This is a genomic window from Streptomyces sp. NBC_01092 (assembly GCF_045039535.1).
GTDB lineage: Bacteria > Actinomycetota > Actinomycetes > Streptomycetales > Streptomycetaceae > Streptomyces.
The window spans coordinates 1,186,366-1,212,899 of the sequence record NZ_CP108659.1; the positions used below are offsets into that span (position 1 = coordinate 1,186,366).

The 26,534-nt window shown below is 69.0% G+C and carries 17 protein-coding genes; 10 read left to right on the plus strand and 7 right to left on the minus strand.

Going from position 1 to position 26,534, the window contains the following annotated elements; all coding sequences use genetic code 11:
- Positions 1–651 precede the first annotated feature (651 nt).
- From OG254_RS05165 to OG254_RS05175, 3 genes are all read left to right on the plus strand, one after another.
- Positions 652–2,310 carry a protein kinase domain-containing protein gene (locus OG254_RS05165; protein ID WP_405577681.1) on the plus strand — a complete coding sequence of 553 codons (1,659 nt, stop codon included), beginning with the start codon at positions 652–654 and terminating at the stop codon, positions 2,308–2,310.
- A 200-nt stretch (positions 2,311–2,510) separates the two neighbouring features.
- Positions 2,511–4,472, plus strand: a complete 1,962-nt coding sequence (locus OG254_RS05170; RefSeq protein WP_405577683.1) for an FHA domain-containing protein — start codon at positions 2,511–2,513, stop codon at positions 4,470–4,472.
- A 281-nt stretch (positions 4,473–4,753) separates the two neighbouring features.
- Positions 4,754–5,890: a PQQ-dependent sugar dehydrogenase gene (locus tag OG254_RS05175; protein ID WP_405577685.1), complete on the plus strand. Its 1,137-nt coding sequence runs from the start codon at positions 4,754–4,756 to the stop codon at positions 5,888–5,890.
- A gap of 115 nt (positions 5,891–6,005) precedes the next feature.
- Here OG254_RS05175 and OG254_RS05180 read toward each other — a convergent pair whose 3' ends face one another.
- Positions 6,006–6,302 carry a hypothetical protein gene (locus tag OG254_RS05180; RefSeq protein ID WP_405577687.1) on the minus strand — a complete coding sequence of 99 codons (297 nt, stop codon included), beginning with the start codon at positions 6,300–6,302 and terminating at the stop codon, positions 6,006–6,008.
- Between the two features lie 479 nt (positions 6,303–6,781).
- Between OG254_RS05180 and OG254_RS05185 the strand changes: the two genes are divergently transcribed.
- Positions 6,782–8,896, plus strand: a complete 2,115-nt coding sequence (locus OG254_RS05185) for an acyltransferase family protein (RefSeq protein WP_405577689.1) — start codon at positions 6,782–6,784, stop codon at positions 8,894–8,896.
- 120 nt (positions 8,897–9,016) lie between these two features.
- Here the strand turns inward: OG254_RS05185 and OG254_RS05190 are convergent, their stop codons facing one another.
- From OG254_RS05190 to OG254_RS05200, 3 genes are all read right to left on the minus strand, one after another.
- Complete coding sequence (locus OG254_RS05190) at positions 9,017–10,228, minus strand: S8 family peptidase (protein WP_405577691.1); 1,212 nt, start codon at positions 10,226–10,228, stop codon at positions 9,017–9,019.
- A 393-nt stretch (positions 10,229–10,621) separates the two neighbouring features.
- Complete coding sequence (locus tag OG254_RS05195; protein WP_405577693.1) at positions 10,622–11,566, minus strand: LLM class F420-dependent oxidoreductase; 945 nt, start codon at positions 11,564–11,566, stop codon at positions 10,622–10,624.
- Positions 11,563–12,348 carry an ABC transporter ATP-binding protein gene (locus tag OG254_RS05200; RefSeq protein ID WP_405577695.1) on the minus strand — a complete coding sequence of 262 codons (786 nt, stop codon included), beginning with the start codon at positions 12,346–12,348 and terminating at the stop codon, positions 11,563–11,565. Before OG254_RS05200 ends, OG254_RS05195 begins: the two co-directional genes overlap by 4 nt.
- Before the next feature lie 266 nt (positions 12,349–12,614).
- Between OG254_RS05200 and OG254_RS05205 the strand changes: the two genes are divergently transcribed.
- Complete coding sequence (locus OG254_RS05205; protein WP_405577697.1) at positions 12,615–13,646, plus strand: ABC transporter substrate-binding protein; 1,032 nt, start codon at positions 12,615–12,617, stop codon at positions 13,644–13,646.
- A 42-nt stretch (positions 13,647–13,688) separates the two neighbouring features.
- The gene (locus tag OG254_RS05210) at positions 13,689–14,543 is read left to right on the plus strand and encodes an ABC transporter permease (RefSeq protein WP_405577699.1); all 855 of its coding nucleotides are present in this window, start codon (positions 13,689–13,691) and stop codon (positions 14,541–14,543) included.
- Positions 14,544–14,579: 36 nt separating this feature from the next.
- Here OG254_RS05210 and OG254_RS05215 read toward each other — a convergent pair whose 3' ends face one another.
- Positions 14,580–14,984: a hypothetical protein gene (locus tag OG254_RS05215; protein ID WP_405577701.1), complete on the minus strand. Its 405-nt coding sequence runs from the start codon at positions 14,982–14,984 to the stop codon at positions 14,580–14,582.
- Positions 14,985–15,053: 69 nt separating this feature from the next.
- Positions 15,054–16,571 (minus strand): DUF6745 domain-containing protein, encoded by a 1,518-nt coding sequence (locus OG254_RS05220; RefSeq protein ID WP_405577703.1) that lies wholly within the window; start codon positions 16,569–16,571, stop codon positions 15,054–15,056.
- Between the two features lie 594 nt (positions 16,572–17,165).
- On the opposite strand from OG254_RS05220, the gene OG254_RS05225 reads away from it, so the two are divergent.
- Positions 17,166–18,866: a sensor histidine kinase gene (locus OG254_RS05225; protein WP_405594849.1), complete on the plus strand. Its 1,701-nt coding sequence runs from the start codon at positions 17,166–17,168 to the stop codon at positions 18,864–18,866.
- A gap of 172 nt (positions 18,867–19,038) precedes the next feature.
- Here the strand turns inward: OG254_RS05225 and OG254_RS05230 are convergent, their stop codons facing one another.
- Positions 19,039–21,909 (minus strand): PQQ-dependent sugar dehydrogenase, encoded by a 2,871-nt coding sequence (locus OG254_RS05230; RefSeq protein ID WP_405577705.1) that lies wholly within the window; start codon positions 21,907–21,909, stop codon positions 19,039–19,041.
- Between the two features lie 562 nt (positions 21,910–22,471).
- On the opposite strand from OG254_RS05230, the gene OG254_RS05235 reads away from it, so the two are divergent.
- The 3 genes from OG254_RS05235 to OG254_RS05245 all read left to right on the plus strand — a co-directional run bounded on the left by OG254_RS05235 (position 22,472) and on the right by OG254_RS05245 (position 26,527).
- Entirely contained in the window at positions 22,472–23,653 is a 1,182-nt protein-coding gene (locus tag OG254_RS05235) for an ROK family transcriptional regulator (protein WP_405577707.1), read from the plus strand.
- A gap of 370 nt (positions 23,654–24,023) precedes the next feature.
- On the plus strand, positions 24,024–25,520 hold the full coding sequence (locus tag OG254_RS05240) for a sugar ABC transporter ATP-binding protein (protein WP_405594851.1): 1,497 nt from the start codon (positions 24,024–24,026) through the stop codon (positions 25,518–25,520).
- Positions 25,517–26,527, plus strand: coding sequence for an ABC transporter permease (locus tag OG254_RS05245; RefSeq protein WP_405577709.1), 1,011 nt, complete (start codon positions 25,517–25,519; stop codon positions 26,525–26,527). Before OG254_RS05240 ends, OG254_RS05245 begins: the two co-directional genes overlap by 4 nt.
- Positions 26,528–26,534: the final 7 nt, after the last annotated feature.

The window sequence follows — 26,534 nt, forward strand, 5'->3', positions numbered from 1 at the left end:
CTCAACATGTGCGCGGCGCGGCCGCGATGGTCAGCGCATGGCAGAGCGCCCGGCCTGGAGTGTCAGCGCGAGCGTGCGCCCGGCAGGTCGGTCGGGGCGAACTCGCGCTTCGGTGGGTCATCGGCTCCACCGCCCGTCGTGGTCAGCGACAGCCGGGAGGCGGAAGAGTGCTCGTGGCGGCAGGCGTCGGGAACGTCCCCACGTTCCCCGCTTCGACAGCACCAAGCGCCGCTTGACAGCGCCAGGCAGGGACAGTGGAGCGCACACAACTACTCAGCTCAATCAAAATCGAGCAGCCTTCACCCGATGGGATGACGTGGGCGACCAGGTCCGCGCGCCGCCTTGCGGCGACTGTTCGCCGACCGGTCGAGACTCTTCCCGATGAGGCGAACCATTCGAACCGGCGTGCGCGTGTAGCACAATGCTGCTCCTGGTAGGCCTGGGAAGCGGCGGGGGTCATGACGACCGGTCTGGCGCGTGCGACATCATGTGTCCGCGCCGGATCGGTGATCGCCGGCCGCGACGCGGGACACCGCCCGCGGGGTGGTGGGCGCGCTGTCAGGCGCTGTATACGGGGAAACGAGGCTGCTGCACGGGGGCGACATCGGCAATCGCCCCGGCCGCCGCACGAGGAGAGGGAGAGCCGTCCGGATGCACGACAAGGAGGCCGTACAGGTGCCACCGGACCAGGAGCGGAGGATCGCGGGCCGCTACCTGCTGCTGTCGCGCCTCGGCGAGGGCGGTATGGGGACGGTGTGGCGGGCGCGCGACGAGACGCTGCACCGCGAGGTCGCCGTCAAGGAGGTGCGTGCCCCCGCCGGACTGTCCGCCGCGCACATCGAGCGGATGTACACCCGGCTGGAGCGCGAGGCCTGGGCCGCCGCCCGCATCCCGAACCGCAACGTGGTGACCGTCTACGACGTGGCCGCCGACGACGGCCGCCCCTGGATCGTCATGGAACTCGTGCGGGGCCGCTCGCTCGGAGACCTGCTGCGCGCCGACGGACCGCTGACCCCGAAGCGGGCAGCGCAGATCGGCGCCGAGGTCCTGTCGGCCCTGCGCGCCGCCCACGGCGAGGGGGTGCTGCACCGCGATGTGAAGCCCGCCAACGTGCTCCTCGGCGACGACGGCAGCGTCGTGCTCACCGACTTCGGCATCGCCATGGTCGAGGGCGACTCCTCGCTGACCATGACCGGCGAGGTCGTGGGCTCCCCCGAGTACCTCCCGCCCGAGCGGGCCCTCGGCCGCACTCCGGGTCCCGAGTCCGACCTGTGGTCGCTCGGCGTTCTGCTCTACGCGGCCGTGGAGGGCCTCTCTCCGTTCCGTCAGGACACCCCGCTCAGCACCCTGCGCGCGATAGTCGACGAGGAACCCCCGACGCCGCGCCGGTGCGGCCCGCTCACCCCGGTCATCGAGGGGCTTCTGCGCAAGGAGCCCGCCGAGCGCATGCCCGCCGAGCAGGCCGAGCGGGAGCTGCGGGTGATCGCGGCGGGCGGTACGGCCGCGACGCCCCCGGCAACTGCCGAGGAAGCGCCCACGAGCACGGCCCTGGAAGGCCCCACCGCCGGCGCCTCGGAGGTCCCTACGGCCGGCGGAACTCTCGCGGTCGGTGACACTCCCACGGTCGGTGACGCGCCGACTGCCGGGGACTCCCCCACGGTTGGTGAGACACCGACTGCCGGGGTTCAGTCCACTCAGCCCGCTCAATCCACGCCCACCGCGACTGCGAGGCACCAACCCACGGCCGCCGCACCGCCCGTCGCTGCAGCACCGCCTACCGCCACCGCTCCACCCGGCGCCTTCGGCCCGCCCATCCCCTTCGAGCCGCAGCCCGCCGAAGTCCCGCGCCGCCGACGCACCGCGGCCTTGATCGCCGGCGCGGTGGCGTGTGCCGTGCTCATCGCAGGGCTGAGCTATGCGCTGGTCAATCGCGGCGATGACGAGGGAGGGAACGACAAGGCCGACTCCACCTCACAGCAGATCCGTGCGACGGTGACGGGCGAGAACACGACCTACGTCGGTCAGTGTTCGCCGCCGGCCGACCAGGCCCCCACCTTCACGGCAACGTTCGCCGTGGACGAGGCACCGGCCAGGATCACCTACCGGTGGGTTTCCAAGGACGGTTCGGTGGTCGATCGCGAGTGGCGCTCCCTCTCCTTCCCGAGCGGCGGGAACCGTACGGGCCGGGACGTCGTGCGGCTGACGGCGTACTCCAAGGCCGGAACCTTCACCAGCGAGATCGGCGTGGAGGTCAAGGGCCCCCAGGGGACGACCTCGAACACGGTGCCCTTCTCGGTGACGTGCGAGTAGAGGATGGCCGGATACCGGCCGCTGCCGCTCAGTGACCCAAGATCGGTTGAACCACGGCGGGGCATACTTACGTGTATGTCCGGGGGGAGTTCACCCGCACACGGGACCGGCCGCGCAATGCGGCCGGTCTTCGTTTCCGTCATCGTTTCCGTCATCAGTTCCGTCGTCGTTTTCGAGTGCCTTTCCCAAGGAGTACGCAGGTGCCGTCGATCATCGTGGGACGTACAGGCCCCTTCACCGGTCAGAGTGTGGTTCTGGAAGGTGCACCGCTGACCCTGGGGCGTAAGGGCGACAACGACATCGTGCTCGTGAGCGCCAACGCCTCCCGCCTGCACGCCGAGATCGTCACGGAGGACGCCGGGTTCGTCCTGTACGACCGGGACAGCCGCAACGGCACATACGTCAACGACGAACGCATCACGCGGCACGTGCTGCGCCCCAACGACTGCATACGGATCGGCGACGAGACCTTCCTCTACGAAGCGCAGGAAGCGATGGAGACGGTCATGGACCTCTCCCTGCTCAACTCTCCGCGCCTCGACCCGACCGTCGACCCCGGCACCCTGCGCGTGACGGTCACCGGCGGCGGTCCGGTCGGCCTCGCCTTCGCCCTGGCGCTGGAGGAGCAACTGCGCGGTCGTACACAGATCACCGTGTACGACGCCCGGTGGCGCAAGGAAGGCTCCACGATCGTCTGGAAGGACCAGAGCCACGGCAACGTACGGCGCCAGCAGGTCGTGACCGTGCAGAGCCGGCAGTACCTGGCGCTGTCCGAGGAGGTCCGCTCGGCGCTGTTCGACAACACAAGTGACTTCTCGGAGATGTGGCCCGTCGGACCGGACTCCGTGGACGGCCGTCCGCCGCGCAACATCCGCATCGCCTACGTCGAGGACCAGTTGCTGGAACTGGCCAACAAGCGTGAGGCCATCAGGCTGGTCCCCAAGCGCTTCGACGTGGAGGAGCAGGAGAACCGGCTCGCCCAGGAGCACGTCCTCGTCATCGCCGAGGGCGGGCGCTCCCGCACCCGCGAACACTTCGCCGACCGCTTCGGCGCGGCCGACGCCTCGATCTACTCCCTCGACGGCGAGCACCTGCGGGACATCGTGCTGGGGCTGCGGGTGAAGTCGACGCTGCCGGACCCGATGAGCGTCCTGCTCACCGTGTCGCAGAACCGTTTCCTGCTCAACTCGCTGCGCGGCGAGGGCTTTTTGAACATGCGGCTCACCCGCGAGGAGGCCGAGGACGTGATCGGCATCGATCCGGTCCGCAAGGTCTTCGAGGAGTGCATCGCCGCCCGCCCCTGTGTCATGGCCCGGGGCGAGCACAACGAGTTCACGTGCCCCACGCACGGAACCCTGTTCCTGCCGGCCCTGCTTCAGGGTTCGCCGCTGTGGAAGCGGATCCTGGAGGGGCTGAAGATGTTCGGGGTGCCCGAGGAGGACCTGTCGGCGGTCACCTCGTTCCGGCTGGACATGGTGCAGCGCCCGCGCTTCACGGCCCAGCTCAGCCGGCCCACCGCGAAGACCCCGGGAACGTTCGGCTTCCTGCTGGGCGACGCGGCGAACGCGATTCACTTCTGGCCCGGCCGCGGCCTCAACAGCGGTCTGGCGTCGGCCACTTCACTCGCCCGCTCGCTCAGCCGCGTCTGGCAGGGCCGGCCGCTGCGCGACGCCGACTTCATCCGGCACGAGGCGGCGATGTCGATGCTTCAGTACCGGCACAAGTCCCGGGCCTGGAACGCGATGGTGGCCACGGACGACGAGGGGGTCACCCGCGCCATCAAGGACATCGTCGCCCGCAGCATGGAGCCGGACGACGGCTCCGCGGCGCGCCGCTCCGACCTCGACCTGCTGCTCGACCGCATGATCGCCATCCGCGAGCGCCTGTCGTCCCGCCTCCCGGGCATGCCCACCGACAAGGTCCTGCGCGCCCACCTGGCCACACTCGCCCCTCAGACGCTGCGCACGCTTCAGGAGAGCGGGGCGTGGGACACCCTGATCGTCAGCGGTGAGGAGGCCGACATCGACATCTTCTACCAGTCGGAGGTCCCGGTCTTCGTTCCCCGCCCTGCCGACCCCCGCACCGACCTCTCGCCGCACGTGCCGCAGGAGGCCAACTTCCTGAACCCTCACAACGCGGGCCCGGCAGTCGCCCCGTCGTGAGTCGGTGACCGCAGCGGCCACCTCGGAATCCAGCGGCCGGGGTGGCTGGGCCGTGCGCCTCGGGGCACGCGGCTCTGCCTCATGTACCAGTGCATCGCGGCTCCTGCCAAAACTGGTCTATACCAAGCACCGCAGTCCCAGTATCCTCATCCGTAGCCAGCCAGTAGCACACCGTTCTCTCTCCCCACCCCCACCAGGTTGCGTACTGATGCGAGTAGCACCCCACGACAAACCCCAGCAGCCGCGCGACCTGCCGATTCACCGCCTCTAGGAGGATCTCGGTGAGAGTCCGCACCAGAAGCTCGGCGATCATCGGCACCATCTGTCTAGTCGCTTCCCTCGCCCTCACCACGGCGTCGGCCGACGAGCCCGCCGCCCCACGGCAGGCGGCGCAGGTCACTCTCAAGAACGTGGCCACGGCCCAGAATCCGACGGCCGGCGCCGCCGGTCCCGGAGGCAAGCTCTGGATCGCCGAACGCCCGGGCACCGTAAGGACCCTGGACAGCAAGGGGCTCGGCAAGCCCGTCCTCGACATATCCGCCGAGACCACGACCGACGGCGAACGCGGGCTGCTGGGCATCGCGTTCGACAAGAAGTTCGCGCACTTCTACATCTCGTTCACGAACCTCGAAGGCACCAGCACCGTGGACGAGTTCGCCGTACGGCACGGCAGGATCCAGCCGCACACCCGGCGTACGGTCATCACCCAGACACAGCCCTATTCGAACCACAACGGCGGCGACATCAAGATCGGCCCCGACGGCTACCTCTACATCGCGCTCGGCGACGGGGGCTCGGGCGGCGACCCGCACGGCAACGGACAGAACCTCGACACGCTGCTCGGCAAGCTCCTGCGGATCGACCCGCGGGGCGGCAAGCCGTACGCGATCCCGCCGGACAACCCGTTCGTGGACGTCCCGAACGCGAGGGACGAGATCTGGGCGTACGGGCTGCGCAACCCGTGGCGGTTCTCCTTCGACGCGGGCACGGGCGACCTGCTCATCGGTGACGTCGGCCAGAACGACTGGGAGGAGATCGACTGGGCCGCGGCCGGCAGCAAAGGCGGAGAGAACTACGGCTGGTCCCAGATGGAGGGCACCCATCCCTTCCGTGGCGGCACGGAACCCGCGAACCACGTGCCGCCGATCCACGAGTACGACCGCACGAACTTCGGCTGCTCGGTGACCGGCGGCTTCGTCTACCGAGGCAAGGCGATTGCGGCCCTCAAGGGTCAGTACGTGTACAGCGACTTCTGCGACGGCACCATCCGCTCACTGCAGTTGGAGAACGGCAAGGTGACCGGCACGAACGATCTCGGAGTCAACGGCGGCGAGGTCGTCTCCTTCGCGCAGGGCGGCAAAGGCGAACTGTACGTGCTCGCCATCGGCGGCAGCGTCTTCCGTATCGACCCGGCGTAACGACCACCACCCGGCGGCGGATCTTCCGCGAGCGGCAGGAGGAAGCCCGCCGCCGGTTGCGCCCCCTGCTCCGCGACACCCAGGAGCGGGGGCGACAACCGACTGGAGCGACCGGCTAGAGGATGAAGACGCTCTGGGCCGTTTCCGTGTGGTACGTCTCGCCCGGGTAGACCAGCCACTCGACCTGGCCGGTGCAGTCCGGTCCGGAGTGGACCTCGGCGATGGCGTCGGTGTGGTTGCCCACCGAGGTCGGGTACCAATCGACGGCGTAGCAGCCGCTCGGATCCTCGTATGAAGCGCCGTTGATGACCAGGACGCCTTCCGCCGCGTACGCCGATCCCGGCACCGCAACTGCCAAAGTCGCGGCGGCCGCCAGCGCCCCCAGGGCCACGGCCATGCGTCGTCGAATCATGTTGAGATCCCCTCCATAGAGCGACCCGCGCGTGGTGCGGGCCCGCCGATGTCACTTAAGGTATTCGATCGAGTGCTGTACGTATTCGGCGTGCGGAGGCAACCTCTCCCTCACGGGAGTGCGCCGCCCGGCTTCCGTTGCGACCAGAGCCGGGTTTACGCCGAAGGCCGAGTCCCGGGGGCGTGTTGACGTGCCGGGCCCGTTGTCCGGTCGCGTCGGCGAGGACCGTGGCCAGTTCTCCGTAGCCGCACGCGCGCGGCCCGGTGATGTCGTACACGGTGGCCGGACAACCGCTGTGGATCTCGCCCACACCGCCCGGCCGCGCCTACGACCAGCCGATTGGAGGTGAACCGATGGTTTCGTGCGGCTGAACCCTCGCGGTGAGGCCAAGTTGGGGCGATAACAGCGGAACCCTGTGGGGCGGCCGGACAGATCTTGATGGCCGAAGCAATGTCAGTCGCCCCGAGGAGCACCCCCCGATGCCGAGCATCACGTCCGCCGAGATACGTACCGCCCCGGCGAGCGGCCTACCATCCGCACCGCCCCGACGCCACGCCCTGCGGCTCGACATCCAGGGGCTACGCGCAGTGGCCGTCGGGCTGGTGGTGCTCTCCCACGCCGGGGTGTCCCAGGTCAGCGGCGGTTACATCGGTGTCGACGTCTTCTTCGTGATCTCCGGCTTCCTCATCACGTCGCTGCTGGTGCGCGAACTCGCCACCACCGGCCGGTTGTCGGTCCGTTCCTTCTACGCCCGCCGGGCACTGCGGCTGCTTCCCGCGTCGTCCCTGGTCATCGCCGTCACGCTGGGCGGCGCGTGGCTGTTCCTGTCGAAGGCGCGGCTCGCCGAGTACGCGGGCGACGCGCTCGCGGGCGCGGTGTACGCGGTCAACTTCCGGCTGGCGGCGGCCGGTACGGACTATCTGGCCCAGAACAGCCCGCCTTCGCCGTTCCAGCACTTCTGGTCGCTCGCCGTGGAGGAGCAGTTCTACCTGGTGTGGCCGCTGCTCCTGCTGCTCACCTGGCGGGTCGCCCGCGGTCGGCGCCGGCTGGTCGCGGTGCCGCTCGGGGCACTGTGCCTGGGGTCGTTCGCGGCCGGCGTTTTCGTGACGAACTCCTCGGCGCCCTGGGCGTACTTCGGCTCGCTCACCCGAGCCTGGGAACTGGGCGCCGGTGCGCTCCTGGCGCTGGCCACCGGCCGGCTGGTGCGGCTGCCCGCCGCCCTCGCGGCCACGCTGACCTGGCTCGGTCTGGCCTGCGTCACGCTGGCGGCGGTCTGGTACGACGACGAGACGCCCTTCCCCGGCTACCCCGCCCTCCTGCCGGTCGCCGGTACCGCACTCGTCCTGGCCGGCGGCTGCGCGCCCAGCCCGCACGGCGCGGGGTGGCTGCTGGGGCGGCGACCGCTGGTGTGGCTCGGCGGACTCTCGTACGGCTGGTACCTGTGGCACTGGCCGCTGCTGGTCATAGCCCCTGCGGCACTGGGCCGCGCCGACGGCACCGCCGGACTGCCGCTCGCGCTCGGGCTGTCCGCGGCGGCGCTCGGACTGGCGTGGCTGACCCTGCGACTCGTCGAGAACCCGGTCCGCTTCCATCGGGCCTTCCGCAGGAGCCCCCGCCGTGCCCTGGCCCTCGGGGCCGCGCTGTCCGCGGCCGTCTCGGCGCTGTCTCTGACGGCGTCGGCAGTGCCGCCGACGATCGAGGTGGGCGCCCCGGCGCCCGCGCTGGCGCAGGCTCTCTCCGACGCGCCGGACCCGCAGGAACGTCTCACCGCGCTCCTGGCGTCGTCCCCCACCGCCCTGCCGAGCAACCTCGCCCCGCCCCTGCCGAAGGTGAAGTCCTCACTCTCGGCGGTCTACCGGGACGGCTGCCACGTCGACTACGCCGCCACCCGCACCCGGCCCTGCGTCTACGGCGACCGGACGTCGTCCCGTACGGTCGTCCTCTTCGGCGACTCCCACGCGGCCCAGTGGTTCCCGGCCCTGCAACGGCTCTCGAGCGCACGCGGCTGGAAGCTGGTCTCGCTGACGAAGGCCTCCTGCAAGGTCGCCGACGTGACCATCGTCAGCAATCACAAGCCGTACACCGCCTGCGACACCTGGCGCTCCAATGCCCAGGCAAGGATCAAGACCCTGCGCCCCGACCTGGTCGTCGTCTCCTCCTCGGACGCCGGCGACCCTGCCCGCCCTGCCGCCGACTCCCTCCACCAGTGGACCACCGGCTTCGAGAACACCTTCCGCGCCCTGGCCACCTCCGGCGCCCGGGTCACCGCCCTGCTCGACACTCCATGGCCCAAGGGGGACCCGATCGACTGCGCGGCCATGAACTCCCTGCAACTACGCACCTGCGCACACCACTTGCCGGACGCGATCCGCGACGCGTCCCGCGGCGAAGCCATCCGCAGCGCCGCATCCACGACGGCCACCACGGTCATCGACCCCACCCCTTGGCTCTGCGCCCCCCGCACCGGCCTGTGCCCCGTAGTCGTCGCCGACACAGCCGTCTACCGCGACGACAGCCACCTGTCAGAGGCGTACGCCGAAGCGCTTGCCCCGGTACTGGCGCCATCGCTGGATCGCCTCCTGGGTACGCCCTGAACACACCGTGCGCGTCGCCCCTTTGTCGCTCAGGGCACCACCCCCCTTGGCACGACGCGGCCCGGCGGTGCCGCTGCGCAAGCGCTGGCGGCACCGCCGGGCCCAGTGTCCTGTGTGGGTCTACTCGGTCACCTTCAGCAGCTTGTTGGGCGTTCCGCTGCTCGGGTTGGTGATCTTGTCGCCGGTTGCCGCGCCGGTGAGCGCGGTGGCGACCTGATCGGGAGTGGCGTCCGGGTGGCCGGCCAGGTAGACGGCGGCGGCTCCAGTGACGTGGGGGGCGGCCATGGAGGTGCCGGAGATCGTCTTGGTCCCCTCGTCGCTGTCGTTCCAGTCGGAGGTGATGTCCGAGCCCGGCGCGTACAGGTCCACGATCGAGCCGAAGTTGGAGAAGTCCGACTGGGCGTCGTCCTTGGTGCTGGACGCGACCGTGATGGCCTCGGGGACCCGGGCCGGTGAACCCTGCCCCGCGTCCGCCGACTCGTTTCCGGCGGCGACCGCGAAGGTGACGCCCGAGGCGATGGCCTTCTTGACCGCCTCGTCGAGAGCGGGGTCCGCGCCGCCACCGAGGCTCATGTTGGCCACCGAGGGCCCCTGGTGGTTCTGGGTCACCCAGTCGATACCGGCGACGACCTGCTCGGTGGTGCCCGAGCCGTTGTCGTCGAGCACGCGGACCGCGACGATCTTGGCCTTCTTGGCCACCCCGTGGGAGGCGCCGGCGATGGTTCCGGCCACGTGGGTGCCGTGGCCGTTGCCGTCGTCGGCCGTGTCGTCGTTGTCGACGGCGTCGAACCCGGAGGTGGCGCGGCCCTCGAAGTCCTTGTGGCTGATGCGTACGCCGGTGTCGATGACGTACGCGGTCACTCCCTCCCCGGCCTTGTCCGGGTAGGTGTACTTGCCGTCGCCGGCCGTGTCCGTCTGGTCGACGCGGTCCAGGCCCCAGGACGGCGGGTTGTCCTGGGTGGCATTGATGTGGAACTTCTTGTTCTGGACCACCTTGGACACCGCGGGGTCGGCCGCGAGGCGCTTGGCCTCCGTCTCGGTCAGGCTGCCGGCGGAGAAGCCGTTGACCGCCGAGCCGTAGGTACGGCTGAGCTTGCCACCGTACTCGGCGGCCAGATCGCGCTTCTCGGGCGTGGACGCCTTCTGGTCCAGCAGGACGATGTAGCTTCCGGCCACGGCTCCTTCGGCGTTCAGACCGTAGACGGTGCCCTCCGCGGGCTGCCCTGCCTGAGCGATGGGGGATATGTAAAGGCCGGTGCCGACGACGGTTGCGACGGCCGCGATCGCGGTGACGATCTTGGCCTTGCCTGAGCGTTTGTGATGCGCCGTCAAGAGGGGTCTCCTCGTGAAGTGGGGGGATTTGCGTTCGAACTGCAGCGCTGCGTGCTCAGGAGAGTGCCGACTTGTCGCGAGCAGATCAATATCTGGATGTGACCCCGACGTCCGACGAATGGTCGACCTCCACGGGATTCACGCACATTCGAAGCAACCCGAGCGCAAATGTGCAGCACTGAAGGCTGGTTGAATCACCAAGGAACGGTCCAGGATTATCTGTGCTGATTTCTTCACCGGTTACTCACGTGCGGTGGGGTTGAGCGTCACCTTGCAACGCCGATCCACGACAATTCCGGAGCCCGTCAGGCCACCGCGCCTGGGCGGGGCACGGCCAAGACGTAGCTGACGTCTGCCTCTTCCGGCGCCACAGCGTGCGTCGGCCTCCACGCTCTACAGCTGCGGGAGCACCTCACCGGCGATGAGTTCCACATGGTCGAGGTCATGGAAGTCGATCAGTCGCAGATGGATACGGCTTGCGCCGATCGCGGAGAACTCACCGAGCCTCTCCACGAGTTGGGCCGGGGATCCGACCACCGGATCCTCCGGCGGCAGCGCGCTCTTGACGTGCAGCGGGGCGGCCCGCCGTTGCGCCTCCCCGTCGGTGCGGCCGATGGCGACCACGACCCCGGCCGAGAGCACCAGCGGTGGCCGACCGGCGTCGGCTCGTCCGGTCCGGTCGCACGCCTCGGCAACCCGCCGGTACGCCCGGGCAGTCTCCGCCACCGACTTGAAGGGCATGTTGAATTCGTCGGCATACCGAGCGGCCAGCTCCGGGGTGCGCTTGGGGCCGCGGCCCCCGACGATGATCGGCGGCGCCGGCACCTGCACGGGCTTCGGCAGGGCAGGAGCGTCGAGCAGCTGGTAGTGGTCGCCGCGATAGCTGAAGCTCTCGCCGACCGGTGTCCGCCACAGGCCGGTGATCACCGCCAGCTGTTCCTCCAGTCGATCGAAGCGCTCCGGTGCGGGTGGGAACGGGATGCCGTACGAGGTGTGTTCCCGTGCGAACCATCCTGCGCCGAGGCCCAGCTCGACGCGCCCCCCGCTCATCCGGTCGACCTGCGCCACCATCACGGCAAGCGGGCCCGGCAGCCGGAAGGTGGCCGAGGTGACCAAGGTGCCCAGCCGGATCCGGGAGGTCTCCCGGGCGAGCGCGCCCAGCGTGAGCCACGCGTCGGTAGGGCCTGGCAGCCCGGGATCGGCGCCCATCGCCTGGAAGTGATCGGCCCGGAAGAAGCCCTCGAACCCGCCGGCTTCGACGAGTCGGGCGAAGCGCAGCTGATCCTCGTAGTCGGCGCCGCGGTGCGGCTCGGTGAAGACACAGATCCGCAGGCTCATCGCCCCTCCGTTTCGGCCGACGTGGATGTGTCCCGTTCCATCAGCAGCTCGTGCAGATCGGCGGTGCACCGCGCCACTTCGCCCAGGTGCTCGGTTCGGCCCAGCGTCCTCGGCCGAGGAATGGCGACGTCGACGATCTTGAGGATCCGGCCCGGGCGCGGGCTGAGCACCACCACCCGGTCGGCGAGCAGCACGGCCTCGTCTGTCGAGTGCGTGACGAAGACGACTGTTGACGAGTTTTCGATGTGGATGCGCTGCAGCTCCACCGCGAGGTCCGCGCGGGTCAGCGCGTCGAGTGCGGAGAACGGTTCGTCCATGAGCAGTACCCGGGGCTCGCCCATCAACGACCGGCACAGTGCGACACGTTGCTGCATACCGCCGGAGAGCTCGTGCGGCCGGTGCTTCTCGAAACCGCTCAGCCCGGCCGTCTCCAGCAACCGCTTCGCGCGGTCGCGGTACTCGGCCTTGTTCCAGCCGAAGATCTCCACGGGCAGCAGGACGTTGTCGAGGACGGACCGCCAAGGCAGTAGTGCCGGTCGCTGGAACAGCATGGCGACATCCCGCCGGGCTCCGCTGACTCGCTCGCCGCCGATGGTGATCTCGCCCTCGGTGACCGGCAGTAGCCCGGCGATCAGTCGGAGCAGTGTGGACTTGCCGCACCCGGACCGGCCCACCACCGCCACGAACTCACCCTCGGCGATGTGAAGGCCGATGTCCTGGAGCGCCACTGTCGAACCGGACCGGCTGGTGAAGCTCCGGGACACACCGGTGAGTCTGATCATCCGGCGGTCTCCCCATCCACTGGCGATCGCAATGCCGGCCGGTTCGCAACGCCCAGTCAGGCTACCCGCAGCAGGCCGCTGGACGGTACCTGTCGTCCTGTCGCCGCATGCCCCCAACGCCCCACACCTGGCCCACAACTACCCATCCCTCGTACGCTGTTGCCCGCACCAAGTGTCATGCCCGCGGCGGTTCTGTCACGCCGGACTGTCTCGTCTGTCTCGACGCCCCTCCGCCGGCGCGGTCGGCGGTCGGAAAGGACAACACTGTGCGCACGATCAGGTTCGCCCGTACGGTCGCCGCCGTAGCCCTGACCGCCGCGCTGGCGCTGGTGGCGGGATGTGGCGGCTCGGATTCCGACACAGGTGCCGGTGAAGACGGCAAGGCACTGAAGAAGGTGACCTACCTGACCTCGTTCGGCAACTTCGGCCGGGACGCGTACGCCTGGGTCGCGAAGGACAAGGGGTTCTTCGAAGACGCCGGCTTCGACGTGGAGATCAAGCCGGGCCAGGGCACCGGCGGCGTGATTCCGGCCGTCGTGAGTGGCCAGGCGCAGTTCGGCCCGATCGACCTGACGGGAGGTCTGCTACACATGGGCAGCGGTCAGGCGAAGGACTTCGTCGCGGTGGCCGCCATCCAGCAGCGCACCATGGCCGCGATCGCCACCACCGAGGGCAACGGCATCGCCACTCCGAAGGACCTCAAGGGCAAACGGCTCGCCGACACGCCCGGCTCTGTCGTACGCAACCTCTTCCCGACCTACGCCCGACTGGCCGGCGTGGACGCCGACAAGGTGACCTGGGTCAATGGCGAGGCACAGACCCTGATGGGCACGCTCGCCGGCGGTTCGGTGGACGGCATCGGCCAGTTCGTGGTCGGTAAGCCGACCATCGAGGCGGTGACCAAGAAGAAGGCCGTCCTGCTGCCGTACAGCGACGTGATGCCCGACCTCTATGGAAACGTGCTGATCACGTCGAAGATGATCGCCGAGCAGGATCCCGAGATGGTGAAGCGGTTCACCAATGCGCTGCTCAAGGGCTTGGAGTACAGCCTCGCCCACTCGAAGGAGGCCGCCGAGATCCTTGAGCGGAATGTGGACGCCACGAACCCGACCGCCGCGGCCGCCGAGTTGGAGTTGATGGCCGAGTACGTCACGCCGGGCGGTTCCGGCACGGCACTCGGGACGCTGGACTCCGCGCGGGTCGCGAGGAGCATCGCAATCCTGGAGCGAGCGGGCGCGCTGCGGCAGGGAATGACCCCTGCGCAGATCATCGACTTCGATCTGGTGCCGAAAGCCTGATCGCGCCGCGCTGGAGAAGGGCCGCGCTGGGAGAAGGATGGGATGACCGAACTCTCGAAGCCGCAGCAGGCCTCGGCGGCGGGCCCGGAGCCGGTTCCGGTGCCCGTGCCGCGAGTCGGTTCACGGCGCAGGACGGGCATCGGCGTCGTGCTGCTGCCCTTGGCCGGGCTTCTGGTCGCGCTCGGCGTGTGGTGGCTTCTCACCTCGGTGCTGGAGGTGATCCACCCGGCTGTGCTGCCTCCGCCAGGTGCCGTGCTCTCGGCGTTCGCCGCCGCCCCGGTCCGGTTCCTGAAACATGCCGGCGACACCACCGTGGAGACGGTCGTCGGGTTCGTTCTCTCCAGTGGCTGCGGTGTTCTGATCGGACTGTCACTGGCGGGCTCGCGGGTACTGGAGCGAATGTTCACGCCGCTGCTGGTCGCCGTCAACGCGGTTCCGAAGATCGCGCTCGGGCCACTGTTGGTGGGAGCCCTCGGTTGGGGGCAGAAGCCGGTCCTGACCATGGTCTTCCTGCTCTGCTTCTTCCCGATCGTGCTGTCCACCGCAACCGGCCTCACGTCGACCCCGGCCGACCTGGCCGAGTTGGCGCGCTCACTGGACGCCTCTCGCTGGCAGGCGTTCCGGAAGGTACGGTTGCCCGCCGCACTGCCGCAGATCTTCGTCGGGCTGAAGGTGGCCATGCCTCTCGCCGCGATCGGCGCGGTCATCGGCGAGTTCCAGGCCGGTGAGAGCGGGCTGGGCTATCTGATCGTGCAGGCGGGTGGGGTCGGCGACACCGCCACCGCCTGGGCCGCGATCATCCTGATCGGTTTGATGAGCATCCTGCTCTACTTCGCTTTGGTGTTGCTGGAACGGTTGGCGCTGCCCTGGGTCAGGGACACCACCTCGCGCGGCTGAACCGGCCCCGTCCCTGCCCATGCTCGCCACACTCAATCAGTCCTGCACTATTCGTGCGATGTCAGCCATTTCACGCTGCCGACCCACTTGGTATGTCCCTGGAACAATCGCAAGGCCGCCGTGCTCCGGATGCAGCAACACCGCAGTCGAACCCTCCGGAACGGTGAGGGTTCCCAGCGTCAGGCCTGTGTCGGACGGTGCGGCCTGGTCCCACATGATCGGACCATCCCCGTGCAGGGAGTGCGTGTTGCCACCGTTCTCACCGCGCACGACCGCGACTCCGGCTTCCGGAACGACGGTGGTGGCGCCCGCAGTGGTGACGCGGAGGACGGACACATCGCCCTGGCAGGCGGCGCGGGTGACGACGGGGAGTGCGGCGTCGTGGTCAAGGTGGTCGAGGACTTCGACGTCGAAGCGTGTGGTGGCATCTCGCAGGATCATGGCGGTGTTCCGTTTCTCGTGTCGGGTTGTCGCAACTTCCGGGGCGCAGTGGCGAGTTGTCGTTGGGCGCTACCGCCGGACCTCCAGGTCACGGTAGGCAGCCACGGGCCAGCCGAACGTCCAGGCGGCCGCATGGATCGGATCGTCGATGCCGGCGGGCACGGTCAGGCCGAACTTGCGGCGCGTTCCGTCGCGTTCGACGCTGCCGTTGGTGCACAGCAGCACCCGCACCGGTTCGTCGTAGAGGGCTTCAGGGGCGTCGTACAGGGCGAGAGTGTGTCCGGGGTTGCCGGGATCGGGGACGGATTCGCCGATCTGGGTGAGGCCGGCGTCTGCGATGAACTGGTCCCAGCCGACGCGTTCGATGGCGCAGCGGCGGATCTCGGCGTTGGGTTCGGTGAGGATCCGCTGGGTGTCCCAGCCGGATTCGACCAGGTCGGCGGGAACGCGGGTTCCGTGCCAGGCGTGGATGGAGAAGCCGTCGGGGTAGGCGAGTGCTGGTCCGGTTTCGTGGTGGAGGCGGCCATCGCGGTCACGGTGGAGGATGGTGGGGCGTTCCGTGAGGACGGCGGTGTGCGGCATAGCCCACCACCAGCCTGCGTTGCGGGCCACGTCCATGAGGCCGGTGACTGGTTCGATTCCGGTCGCGCCCATGCTTGCGAACGCGTCGTGGTAGGCGAACGTGGCGGCGTAACGCTGTCCGGTGATTGCCCTGTCGACCTGGGGCCGGACGCTGGTGACCAGGGGCCAGAAGTAGGACCAGACGTGCTCCTCGACGTGGGACCTGATCTGGTCCTCGACCTGCAATCTGACGTGGGAGCCGACATGGAAGTTGACCTGGCGCTCGACCTGGGGCCGGACGTGGGACCTGACCTGGGCCCGGATCTGGGACTTGGCCTGGGCTCGGATCTGGGACCTGGCTTGGTCCAGGACCTGTTTCTCGATTCGGGAACCGACCTGGTCCAAGACCTGTTTCTCGGCCTCGTACCAGTCCGAGGGCGGGCTGACCTGGGGCATGGCCTGGAACCTGACCTGGGACCTGACGTGGGCCTTGAGCTGCTCCTCGACTTGGGACTCGACCTGGTCGCGGATCTCGTCCCGGACCAGATCGAGGCGGGCCCAGGCCAGCGCCCGGGCATGCGCCCATACATGCGCCCAGTCCTGGTCCTGCGCCTTGAGCTGCTCCTCGGCCTGGGCCTCGGCCTGCGCCTCGATCTGAGTCTCGATCTGGGCCAGCATCCACGATCCGACGCACCCGGCCAGCGGGCTGTCGAGCCACACGAAGATCTTTGGGGGCTCCAGCCCGGCCGTCTCGTACGCCAGCCGCACGGCGGCTTCGGCCGCTGGACGGTCGGCCGGTCGGGTGGACAGGCCGTGTTGGATCCAATCGTCGCGGATCGCCTGAAGGATGGATTCTTGTTCGGGGGTGAGTTCGGTGATGCGGGGTGCGTGAGCTGGGCGGTCGAGGTGGTCCCCGAAGCGCCTGCTGATTCTCATGCGTGCGAAGCCGGTGATGGCCACGATGACGGACAGCAGGCCACCGCCCCACGCCACCCACGCAACGAGGTGATTCAGCGGCTCCGGCATCTCAGCTCTCCCCGGCCGCGGGGCAGCCATGTGCGGCTGGGGCCGGGGGCACGGGCGCGGCGAGCGCCTCCCAGCGCCGACGGTCCGGGAATCCCGACCCGCGGCTGCCGCGGATGAGGCTCGGCCCCCGGTAGGTGGTGTGGCTGGTCCGCTTCCCAGTTCGTCTGGGTCGACGTGCCCAGACGTCGTCGTAGGTGCGTTCCTGGTGGCTCATGAATCTCCCCCCCCCGAAGGGTCGCGCCCTTTGCTGTGCCTCCGTCGCGGCCCCCAGCCTGTCGCCTGCGTCCGCACCGACGATGCCCGTCGGCCGATGCGCCGCACAGTCAGCTTTGGTCGTTCCCGGCAAAGACGAATGGCGAAGGCGTGGGGTGTGCCCCTGGTGCGCACGGGTCGCAGGGACGTGGGGACATGGGGACGTGGGTGCACCATGTGAGCCTCTCGAACATGCGGAGCGACGAGGCGACGCGGTGCGACTTTCGTCGCACGCGGGCGGGACGAACGGATGCCGTGCACGCGGGAGGTGGCACCTACCGTTGCCCCGTGAAAGCGACGACGAGGGCCCGCGCCGTGTTCAAACGCCTGGTCGTGCCGGGCATGTGGTCTCGGCGGCGGATCGTCGGCGAGGTGGTCCTGGCGCTCGTCATGGCCCTGCTGGCGGCGGCTGCCGTGAGTCTGTCGGACGGCGGTGCGGAGCGGATGACCGCCGTGGCAGTGGCCGGTGCCGCCCCCGTGTTGTCTCTGCTACGGCGGGTGTTTCCAGCGAGCGTGCTGGTTCTCGCCGGTGCGGTCGCCGCTCTGTTCGGCCAATTCTTCATCCTGCTGGCAGTTGCGGGCTGGTCGGCGGGCGCGAGGATCGAGTCGCGGCGGCGGGCGCTGTCGGCGTTCGCGGCTTCGTTCGTCCTCTATGCGGCGCTGTCCGTGAAGCAGGAGATGCCCGGGCTGTCCGCGCTGACGGCGCTGCTGTTCGCCTCGCTCAATTTCCTGGCGACGGTGGTCGTGCCCGGCCTCGCCAGTCGCTACCGCGCCCAGCGCCGCACGCTCCTGTACGCGCTGCACGAGCACAACGCCCAGCTGCTGCGCGAGCGGGAGATGATCGCGTCCCATGCGCGCATACGTGAGCGCCAGCGCATAGCCCAGGACATGCACGACAGCCTCGGCCACCAGCTGGCGCTGATCGCCGTGCACACGGGCGCGCTGGAAGTGGACCAGGAGCTGACGGACCGGCAGCGGGAGGCGGTCGGGGTGCTGCGCGAGGCGTCCGTGGCCGCGATGCACGAGCTGCGCGAGGCCGTCGGCATCCTGCGCGACGGTACGCAGGCGCAGGAGCGCGAGAGCGACGCGGAGCCCGCGTCCCGCGGTGTGGCGGGGATCGATGGCCTGGTGGAGGCGTCCCGGGGCGCGGGGACCGACGTGGAGCTGCGGCGCTCGGGCGAGGTGCGGCCGCTTGCCCCCGCTGCGGACCACGCGGCGTACAGGATCGCCCAGGAGGCGTTGACCAATGCCATGAAGCACGCGCCGGGCGCCTCGATCTCCGTGGAGCTGCGGTACGAGCCGGACTCGCTGGTGGTCGAAGTGGCCAATGGTCCGGTGCCGGTGACGCTGCCCGGTGGCGGGCGGCGTCCTATGGTGAGCGGCGGGCAGGGGCTGACCGGGCTGGATGAACGGGCCCGGCTGGTCGGTGGCTTGGTGCACGCCGGGCCGGCCGGCGGCGGTTTCCGGGTCGCGGGTGTACTGCCGTACGGGCCTCAGGGGCTGGACACGGCGGACAGCGGGGGGATGGGACGGTCGGGCGCAGGGCGGACCGTGGAGTCCTTCGTCGATGCGGGGAACTATTTTCGGGAGCAGAGCGGAGGGGCACTGCCCGGCGACGGTGGAGTGGTCATCGACTGGTCCGGTCCGCCGCAGAGGCAGAGGGAGTTCGACAACGCTATGGGCAGCAAGACGAAGGGCATTGCGATCGGGTGCGGCCTCGCAGTGTTGATACTCGGGGCGTTGGTTGCCGTGGGGGTCTACCTGCTGATGGACGAGGCCGACGAAGCCATGATCGAACCGTCGGTCTACAACTCGATGAAGGTCGGCGACGCCGAGACGGCCGTGCGGGACAAACTGCCGGACGGCAAGTCGTTCCTGACCGAGGGCCTGGACGACAAGGGGCCCGCAAAGCCGAAGGACGCCACGTGCCTCACCCTGATGTCGACAGAGACGGCGGACGACCCGGACAAGGAACCCGTCTTCCGCTTCTGCTTCAAGGACGCAAAGCTGATCGAGAAGCAGTCGTACTTGGTCAAGAGCTAGTCGGGCACCTTGAGCATCGGTAAGCATTCGACCGCCGCGCCTTTGGACCAGGTTGACGGCCCGTGCCGGGGGCGTGAGTCGCAACCCCGGCACGGGCCCGTTTCTGGTGCGTGAACCGCCAAGCCGCGAAGGCGCTTGGTGAGGTCCGTGGACTACAGGTCAGGAGCGATGCTCATGACGGCAGGGTCCACTGCTGGTTGGCCTTGGCGTGGCAGGTCCACAGGTGGATGTGGGTTTCGTCGCCCCAGGTATCGCCTTCGGCGTCCAGGCACTTGCCCGAGTGCGGATTACGGACGGTGCCGTCGCTCTGCGGCTCCCACTGCTGAGCGACGGTGTCGTTGCAGTGGTGGAGCTGGATCTTCGTGTCGTCGTCGGTGCCGGCCCCCTGGACATCGAGGCACTTGCCCAGCGCCCGGATCGTGCCGTCCCCGGGAAGCGTCCACCGCTGCGCGGCCGTGGTGTTGCAGCCGTACAACTGGACCTGGGTCTCGTCGTCGTCCCTGCCTCCCGCCACGTCCATGCACTTGCCGTTCACGCCCTTCACCTCACCGGTGTGCGCGCCGCCGGACCCGTCTGTCGTGAACTCGAAGTCGTCGACGTCGAAGAGGGCTCCGCTGCCGCCCTTGAAGACCAGGTAGATCTTGGTGGTCTGGTCGGGCACGTTCTTCAGCGCCGTCTCCACATCCGCGAAGGTCTCCCAGCCACCGGTCGGCTTCACCTCGATCGAGCCGTGCAGCGGACCGGTCGGGGAGCCGGTGTGCAGCTCCAGCGTGCCGCCGGCGCCGCCCGATGAGACCCGGGCCTTGAGCTTGGCCGCTCCCGTGAGCCGATACGGGTCGAAGGAGATCCAGTCGCCGTCGCGGATGTCACCGACGGTCCTGCCGCCGTGGGCCGTGGCCTTGTCATACAGCTTCAGGTTGCCGCTCTGCGTGGTGAAGTGCTCGGCCTGGCGGTGGTGCGGCTGGAGGATGACCTGGCTCCTGCCGGTCAGGGGCATCTGGCCGCCCGCGCCGTTGTCGGTGTACTCGGCGCCCACGATGCCGAAGATGTTGGCGTCATGGTCGTGTTCGCCGTCCTTGGGCGGAGTCAGGGTGCCCTCGCAGCCCTGGACCCTGCTCAGCTCGTGGGCGTGGCTGTCGTGTCCGAGGCTGAAGCGGACGGTGACCTTGGAGCAGTCGATGTCCGGCTCCTCGGGGTCGGTCACCTTGACCTTGAAGGGGACCGGATCGCCGAACTCGTACAAGGTGCCGTTGGCGGGCGTGATGATCTCCACCGTCGGCTTGGTGTTGCCCACGACGACGCGCACGTTCGCGCTGCCCACGTGTCCCTCGGGGTCCGTGGCGGTGAAGGTGGCCTGGTAGGTGCCGGTCCTCTCGTACGTGTGGCTGGGGTTGAGCCCCTCGCCCTTGGTGCCGTCCCCGAAGTCCCAGGCGTAGGTGAGGTTCTGGCTGTCACCGTCGCGCGCCTTACCCGTGAAGGAGACCTTCAGCGGGGCAGCCCCGTCGGTATGGTCGGCGCTCACCTCGGCGATCGGGGTGAGGCCGTCCTTCGCGTACTCGATGCGGTAGAGCGCGGAGTTGGCGTCACCGCCGAAGCTTCCGGTGCCGTAGTCCAGGACGTACAGCGCGCCGTCCGGGCCGAAGGCCATGTCCATGACCTGGGTACCGGTCCACGGGAAGTCATTGATCTTCTGGACGGTGCCGTCATCGCCCTGCTCGATCCGCTTGATCCAGCGGCGCCCGTACTCGCCCGCGAAGAAGTTCCCGTCGTACTCCTCGGGGAACCTCACCGAGGAGGTGGAGTTCTCGTCGTAGCGGTAGACGGGACCCGCCATGGGCGACTCGGAGCCGCCGGAGCCGAACTCGGGAACGGAACCGCCGTCGTACGGGATCCAGGCCGGCTGCGCGGGCGGCAGGTCGGCGAGGCCGGTGTTGAACCGGGTGTCGTTCTTGGGGGCGTTGCAGTCGAACTTCGCGCCCGACGTGCCGGTGGCGAAGTCGTAGTCGGCGTAGGCGTCGTTCTTGCCGGTGCAGTACGGCCAGCCGAAGTTGCCCGGCTGCGTGATCCGGTTGAACTCGACCTGCCCGGCAGGACCGCGATTCGGGTTGGCCGCACCGGCATCGGGGCCGTAGTCGCCTACGTAGACCACGCCGGTCTTCTTGTCGACGCTCATCCGGAAGGGGTTGCGGAAGCCCATGGCGTAGATCTCGGGCCGGGTCTTCTCGGTGCCCTCGGGGAAGAGGTTGCCGTCGGGGACGGTGTATGAGCCGTCGGCGGCGACCTTGATGCGCAGGATCTTGCCGCGCAGGTCGTTGGTGTTGCCGGACGATCGGCGGGCGTCGAAGGCCGGGTTGCGGTTCTGACTGTCGTCGATGGGGGTGTAGCCGTCGGAGGCGAAGGGGTTGGTGTCGTCGCCGGTCGACAAGTAGAGGTTGCCCTCCTTGTCGAAGTCGATGTCACCGCCAACGTGGCAGCAGAGGCCGCGGCTGGCCGACACGTCGAGGACCTTCTTCTCGCTGGCCAGGTCGAGGGTGCCGTCGTCGTTCAGGACGAAACGGGAGAGGCGGTTGACGCCGTCGAACTTCGCGAAGTCGTCGGCGCTTCCGGAGCTCGGGGCGTCGCCGGCGGGGGTGTCGAGCTTGGGCGCGTAGTAGAGGTAGACCGCCCGGTTGTTCGTGAAGTCCGGGTCCACGCCGACACCTTGGAGTCCCTCCTCGTCGTGCGAATAGACGGGGATCTTTCCGGCGATGCTGGTGGAGCCCGCCTGATCGGTGAGGAACAGAGTGCCGTCGCGCGAGGTGTGCAGGACGCTGCGGTTCGGCAGCACGGCCAGTGAGATGGGCTCGCCGACCTGATCCGGCCCCTTGGCCAGGGGGATTTGAGCGAAGGCCGGATCGGCGGCGGCTTCGGCCGCATTGCTCTCGTGGCCTTCGTGGCCCGCGTGGGCAGCGGCCGCGGTGGGCGTGCCCACCGCGAGGAGCAGCCCGACGAGCAGGGCTGTGCCTTTGCGGCGGGGAGTGAGTGGCAGGCGTTCTCGATGCACGGTCGTCCTCCGTGTCAGGGGTGGAAGTCGGCGCCCACGGGGTGCGCGGCACGGCACGGGCGAGTGAGTTCGTCGGGAACGTAGCCCTCTTTTTCCTGTCTCAAAAGAGCTTGCGCAGAAGCAGAGCAAACTTTTTCCAGTGCCAGGACAAACTGCTTTGGGCATGCTCGAATGCCCCGCCGGCCCTGGCCGTACCAGGCTGTTCCAGCGGAGCTGGGTGGCGGGGAGTCGCGTGCCGGCTCACCACCAAAGCGGCCCTTCACTTGGTGCGCACGAACCCCCTGAGACGTCGTTGCTTTTAATGAACGGGCAGGCGTGCGACCGTCCCGCCGCGTTACCTACTCGTTATCCGGGCACTTCACGACGGGCCGATCTCTGCAGCTCGGCGACGTCTTGGCAGTGGCCACCACGTGGCGACGCATCGCCGAACCTTTGTCCTCTCAAAGGAAGAAGTCTGCGTGATTGCATCTCAACTTCTTCCCCTGAAGCGCCAATCGCTGCTACGTTCCACCGCGGAAGACACCGAAGGCCGGACAGCGGCGGGAGGGGCGACGTGAGGCGCATGACGGCACGGCCGGCCAACTCACATCAGGCGCGCATACTCAGGTTGTTGCGTGATGAAGGCCCCAACTCCCGTGCGCAGTTGGGTGAGTTGGTGAATCTGTCCCGGTCCAAACTCGCCGTCGAAGTGGACCGGCTCACGGAGATCGGGCTCGTGGTGAACGACGGACTCGCTGCTTCGCGGGGCGGCCGCCGGTCGCACAACGTCCGGCTCGCTCCCGAACTCCGTTTCCTGGGTATCGACATCGGCGCGACCTCAGTCGATGTCGCCGTCACCAACGCCGAGTTGGAGGTCCTCGGCCACCTCAGTCAGCCGATCGACGTACGGGAAGGCCCTGTTGCTGTCTTCGAACAGGTCCTGGACATGGCCGGAAAGCTGAAGGCGGCCGGTCTCGCCGAGGGCTTCGACGGCGCCGGGGTGGGAATTCCCGGACCGGTGCGTTTCCCTGAAGGCGTCCCGGTGGCCCCGCCGATCATGCCCGGCTGGGACAGCTTCCCCATCCGGGAGGCACTCAGCCAGGACCTCGGCTGCCCCGTCATGGTCGACAACGACGTGAACCTGATGGCTCTGGGAGAACAGCATGTGGGAGTCGCCAGGAGCGTCGGTGACTTCCTCTGCGTGAAGATCGGCACGGGCATCGGGTGCGGCATCGTCGTCGGCGGTGAGGTGCACCGCGGCGTCACCGGGAGCGCCGGCGACATCGGCCACATCCAGGTCGATCCCCATGGCCATCCATGCACCTGTGGCAACAGAGGCTGCCTGGAAGCCCACTTCAGCGGGGCCGCGCTCGCCCGGAACGCGCTCGCCGCGGTTGAGTCCGGGCACGCAGGTGAACTGGCCGACCGGCTGGCCGCTTCGGGCACGCTCACCGCAGCCGACGTCGCCGCAGCGGCTGCGGCCGGTGACGTCCTCGCCATTGATCTCATCCGGGAGGGCGGTGGCCTGGTCGGACAAGTCATCGCCGGCCTGGTGTCGTTCTTCAACCCCGGTCTGGTCGTCGTCGGCGGCGGGGTGACCGGCCTCGGACACAGCCTTCTCGCTGCCATCCGCACGCAGGTCTACCGCAGGTCGCTGCCTCTCGCGACCCGCAACCTCCCCATCGTCCTCAGCGAACTCGGCTCTCAGGCCGGGGTCATCGGCGCAGCCCGTCTGATCACCGACCGCGTCTTCTCCCCGGCCTGATCCCAACGAACCCGCCCCACCGTCCAAGCCCCCGCCGACGGTGGGGCGCCTGAACCATCGCCTCTCCACGCCCACTTCACGGTGACCGGTGTGCTCGCGAGGCGCCGGACGACTCCCTCTCCCCCTCGACGCCCCACACACCATGAACGGCGAACAGCGCCGTCAGCGCATGCTGCCGCATCCGCATGCCCGGGCGGCCTCCGCATGGGACGTATCACTCACCACGCCCACCTCATCCGCGCAGGACGCGCAGGACACGCAGGACACGCAGCGCCATGAACCGTATGCCTCCACTGAACCGAGGAACCCTCGCATGCCGCCAACACCCCGTCCCACCACACCAGCCGACACCCCGGCTCCGCTGCTCAGGATGACCGGGATCACCAAGTCCTTCCCGGGCGTCCGTGCTCTCGACGGCGTCGACCTCACGGTCAACGAGGGCGAGGTGCACTGTCTCCTCGGACAGAACGGTGCGGGCAAGTCCACCCTCATAAAGGTCCTGGCCGGTGCCCATCAACCCGACGACGGCGAGATCGTCTGGCGAGGGGCACCCGCCCGGCTCAAGTCCCCGATCGCCGCCATGCGTCTCGGCATCGCGACCATCTACCAGGAGCTCGACCTCGTCGAGCACCTCTCCGTGGCCGAGAACATCAGCCTCGGTCACGAACCGACGCGTGCCGGATTCGTCGTCCGTACCCGTGCCGCCCGCCACGGCGCCGCTTCCCTGCTGGACAGGCTCGGCCACTCGGAGATCAACCCGGCGGCCCTGGTCGGTGAACTGTCCGCCGCACAGCAGCAGATCGTCTCGATGGCCCGCGCCCTGTCCCATGACGCACGTCTGATCGTGATGGACGAGCCGTCGGCGGCCCTGGACCCGGACGAGGTCCGCAACCTCTTCCGCATCGTCGACACCCTCACGGCCGACGGCGTCGCCGTGGTCTACATCTCGCACCGTCTGGAGGAGATCCGCCAGATCGGCGACCGCGTGACCGTCCTGAAGGACGGCCGTTCCGTGGCCGACGGTCTGCCGGCCCGGTCCACCCCCACCCGCGACATCGTCGCACTCATGACGGGCCGCACCGTGGAACACGTCTTCCCCACAGGCGCTGCCCTGCCCGTCACTTCCGAGGTGCCGCCCGTACTTGCGGTCGAAGCACTGTGCCGCCAGGGGGAGTTCGAGGCGGTCGACTTCCAGCTCCGCCCGGGGGAGATCGTCGGCTTGGCCGGCCTGGTGGGATCCGGCCGCTCCGAGATCCTGGAGACCGTGTACGGCGCCCGCAGGCCGACTGCCGGCCGGGTGTTCGTGGACGGCGAGGAGATCCGGCCCGGTAACGTCCGCGCCGCCGTTCGCGCCGGCCTCGGTCTGGCTCCCGAGGAGCGCAAGGCGCAGGCGCTGCTGATGCTGGAGTCCGTCACCCGCAACGTCTCCGTGTCCACCCTCGGCAGATTCTCTCGCCTCGGCTGGCTACACCGAGCCGCGGAGCGTACCGCCGCGCAACAGGTCACCCGTGACCTCGCGCTTCGCCCGGACAACCCGGACACCCAGGTCAAGAACCTCTCCGGCGGCAACCAGCAAAAGGCCGTCCTGGCGCGTTGGCTGCTCCGGGGTTGCCGCGTCCTGCTCCTGGACGAACCCACCCGCGGCGTCGACATCGGAGCCCGCGCCGAGTTGTACGCCGTGATCCGGCGCCTGGCCGACGAGGGCCTGGCCGTCCTCATGGTCTCCAGCGAGATCCCTGAGGTCCTCGGCCTCGCCGACCGCGTTCTCGTGCTCCGCGAGGGCCGCGTCGTGCACACCGCCCCCGCCCGCGAACTGGACGAACACCGCGTACTCGACCTCGTACTCGAAGGGAACCCCGCATCATGACGCAGTCCGCGGCCGCACCCGCGGCCGAGAAGCCCGCTCCCCTGGCGCCGCCGCCGCGTCGGCCCGCGCTCGGCCTCCGGCTCGATGTGCGTACTCTGTCGCTGCTCGGCGTGCTCGCGATCCTCGTGCTCGTCGGCGGAGCCACCAAGCCGGACGAGTTCCTCGCCGTGAGCAACCTCCAACTGGTGCTCACCCAGGCGTCGGTGATCGGCGTGGTCACGGTCGGCATGACCTTTGTGATCATCAGCGGTGGGATCGACTTGTCGGTGGGCGCGATCGTGGCGCTGGCCTCGGTGTGGGCGACCACGGTCGCCACGCAGGACTTCGGATTCACCGGGGTTCTGTTCACAGCGGTCGTGGTGGGTCTGGGCTGCGGTCTGGTCAACGGCGTGCTGATCGCCTACGGCAGGATGGTCCCGTTCATCGCCACCCTCGCCATGTTCGCCTCGGCCCGTGGTCTCGCCCTGCAGATCACCGACGGGCGCACCCAGATCGTGACCATCGGCGGCATCCTCGATCTGGGCAACAAGGACGCGTACGTCCTTGGCGTGCCGCCCCTCGTGATCGTCTTCGCGGTGGTCGTCGTCATCGGCTGGCTGCTGCTGAACCGTACGACGTTCGGACGGCGCACCGTCGCCATCGGCGGCAACCCCGAAGCCGCCCGGCTCGCCGGCATCGACGTGCGCCGCCAGCGGCTCTACCTCTACCTGCTGTCCGGGCTGTGCTGCGGCATCGCCGCCTTCCTGCTGATCATCCTGTCCGGCTCCGGCCAGAACACCAACGGCAACCTCTACGAACTCGACGCCATCGCCGCAGCCATCATCGGCGGCACCCTGCTCAGCGGCGGCCGCGGCACCATCACCGGCTCCGTCCTCGGCGTCCTGATCTTCACCACCATCACCAACATCTTCGCGCTCAACAACCTCCAGAGCGCGACCCAGCAGATCGCCAAGGGCGCGATCATCGTCGCCGCCGTCCTCGTTCAGCGCCGCACTGCCCACGAGTAGAGCGCCA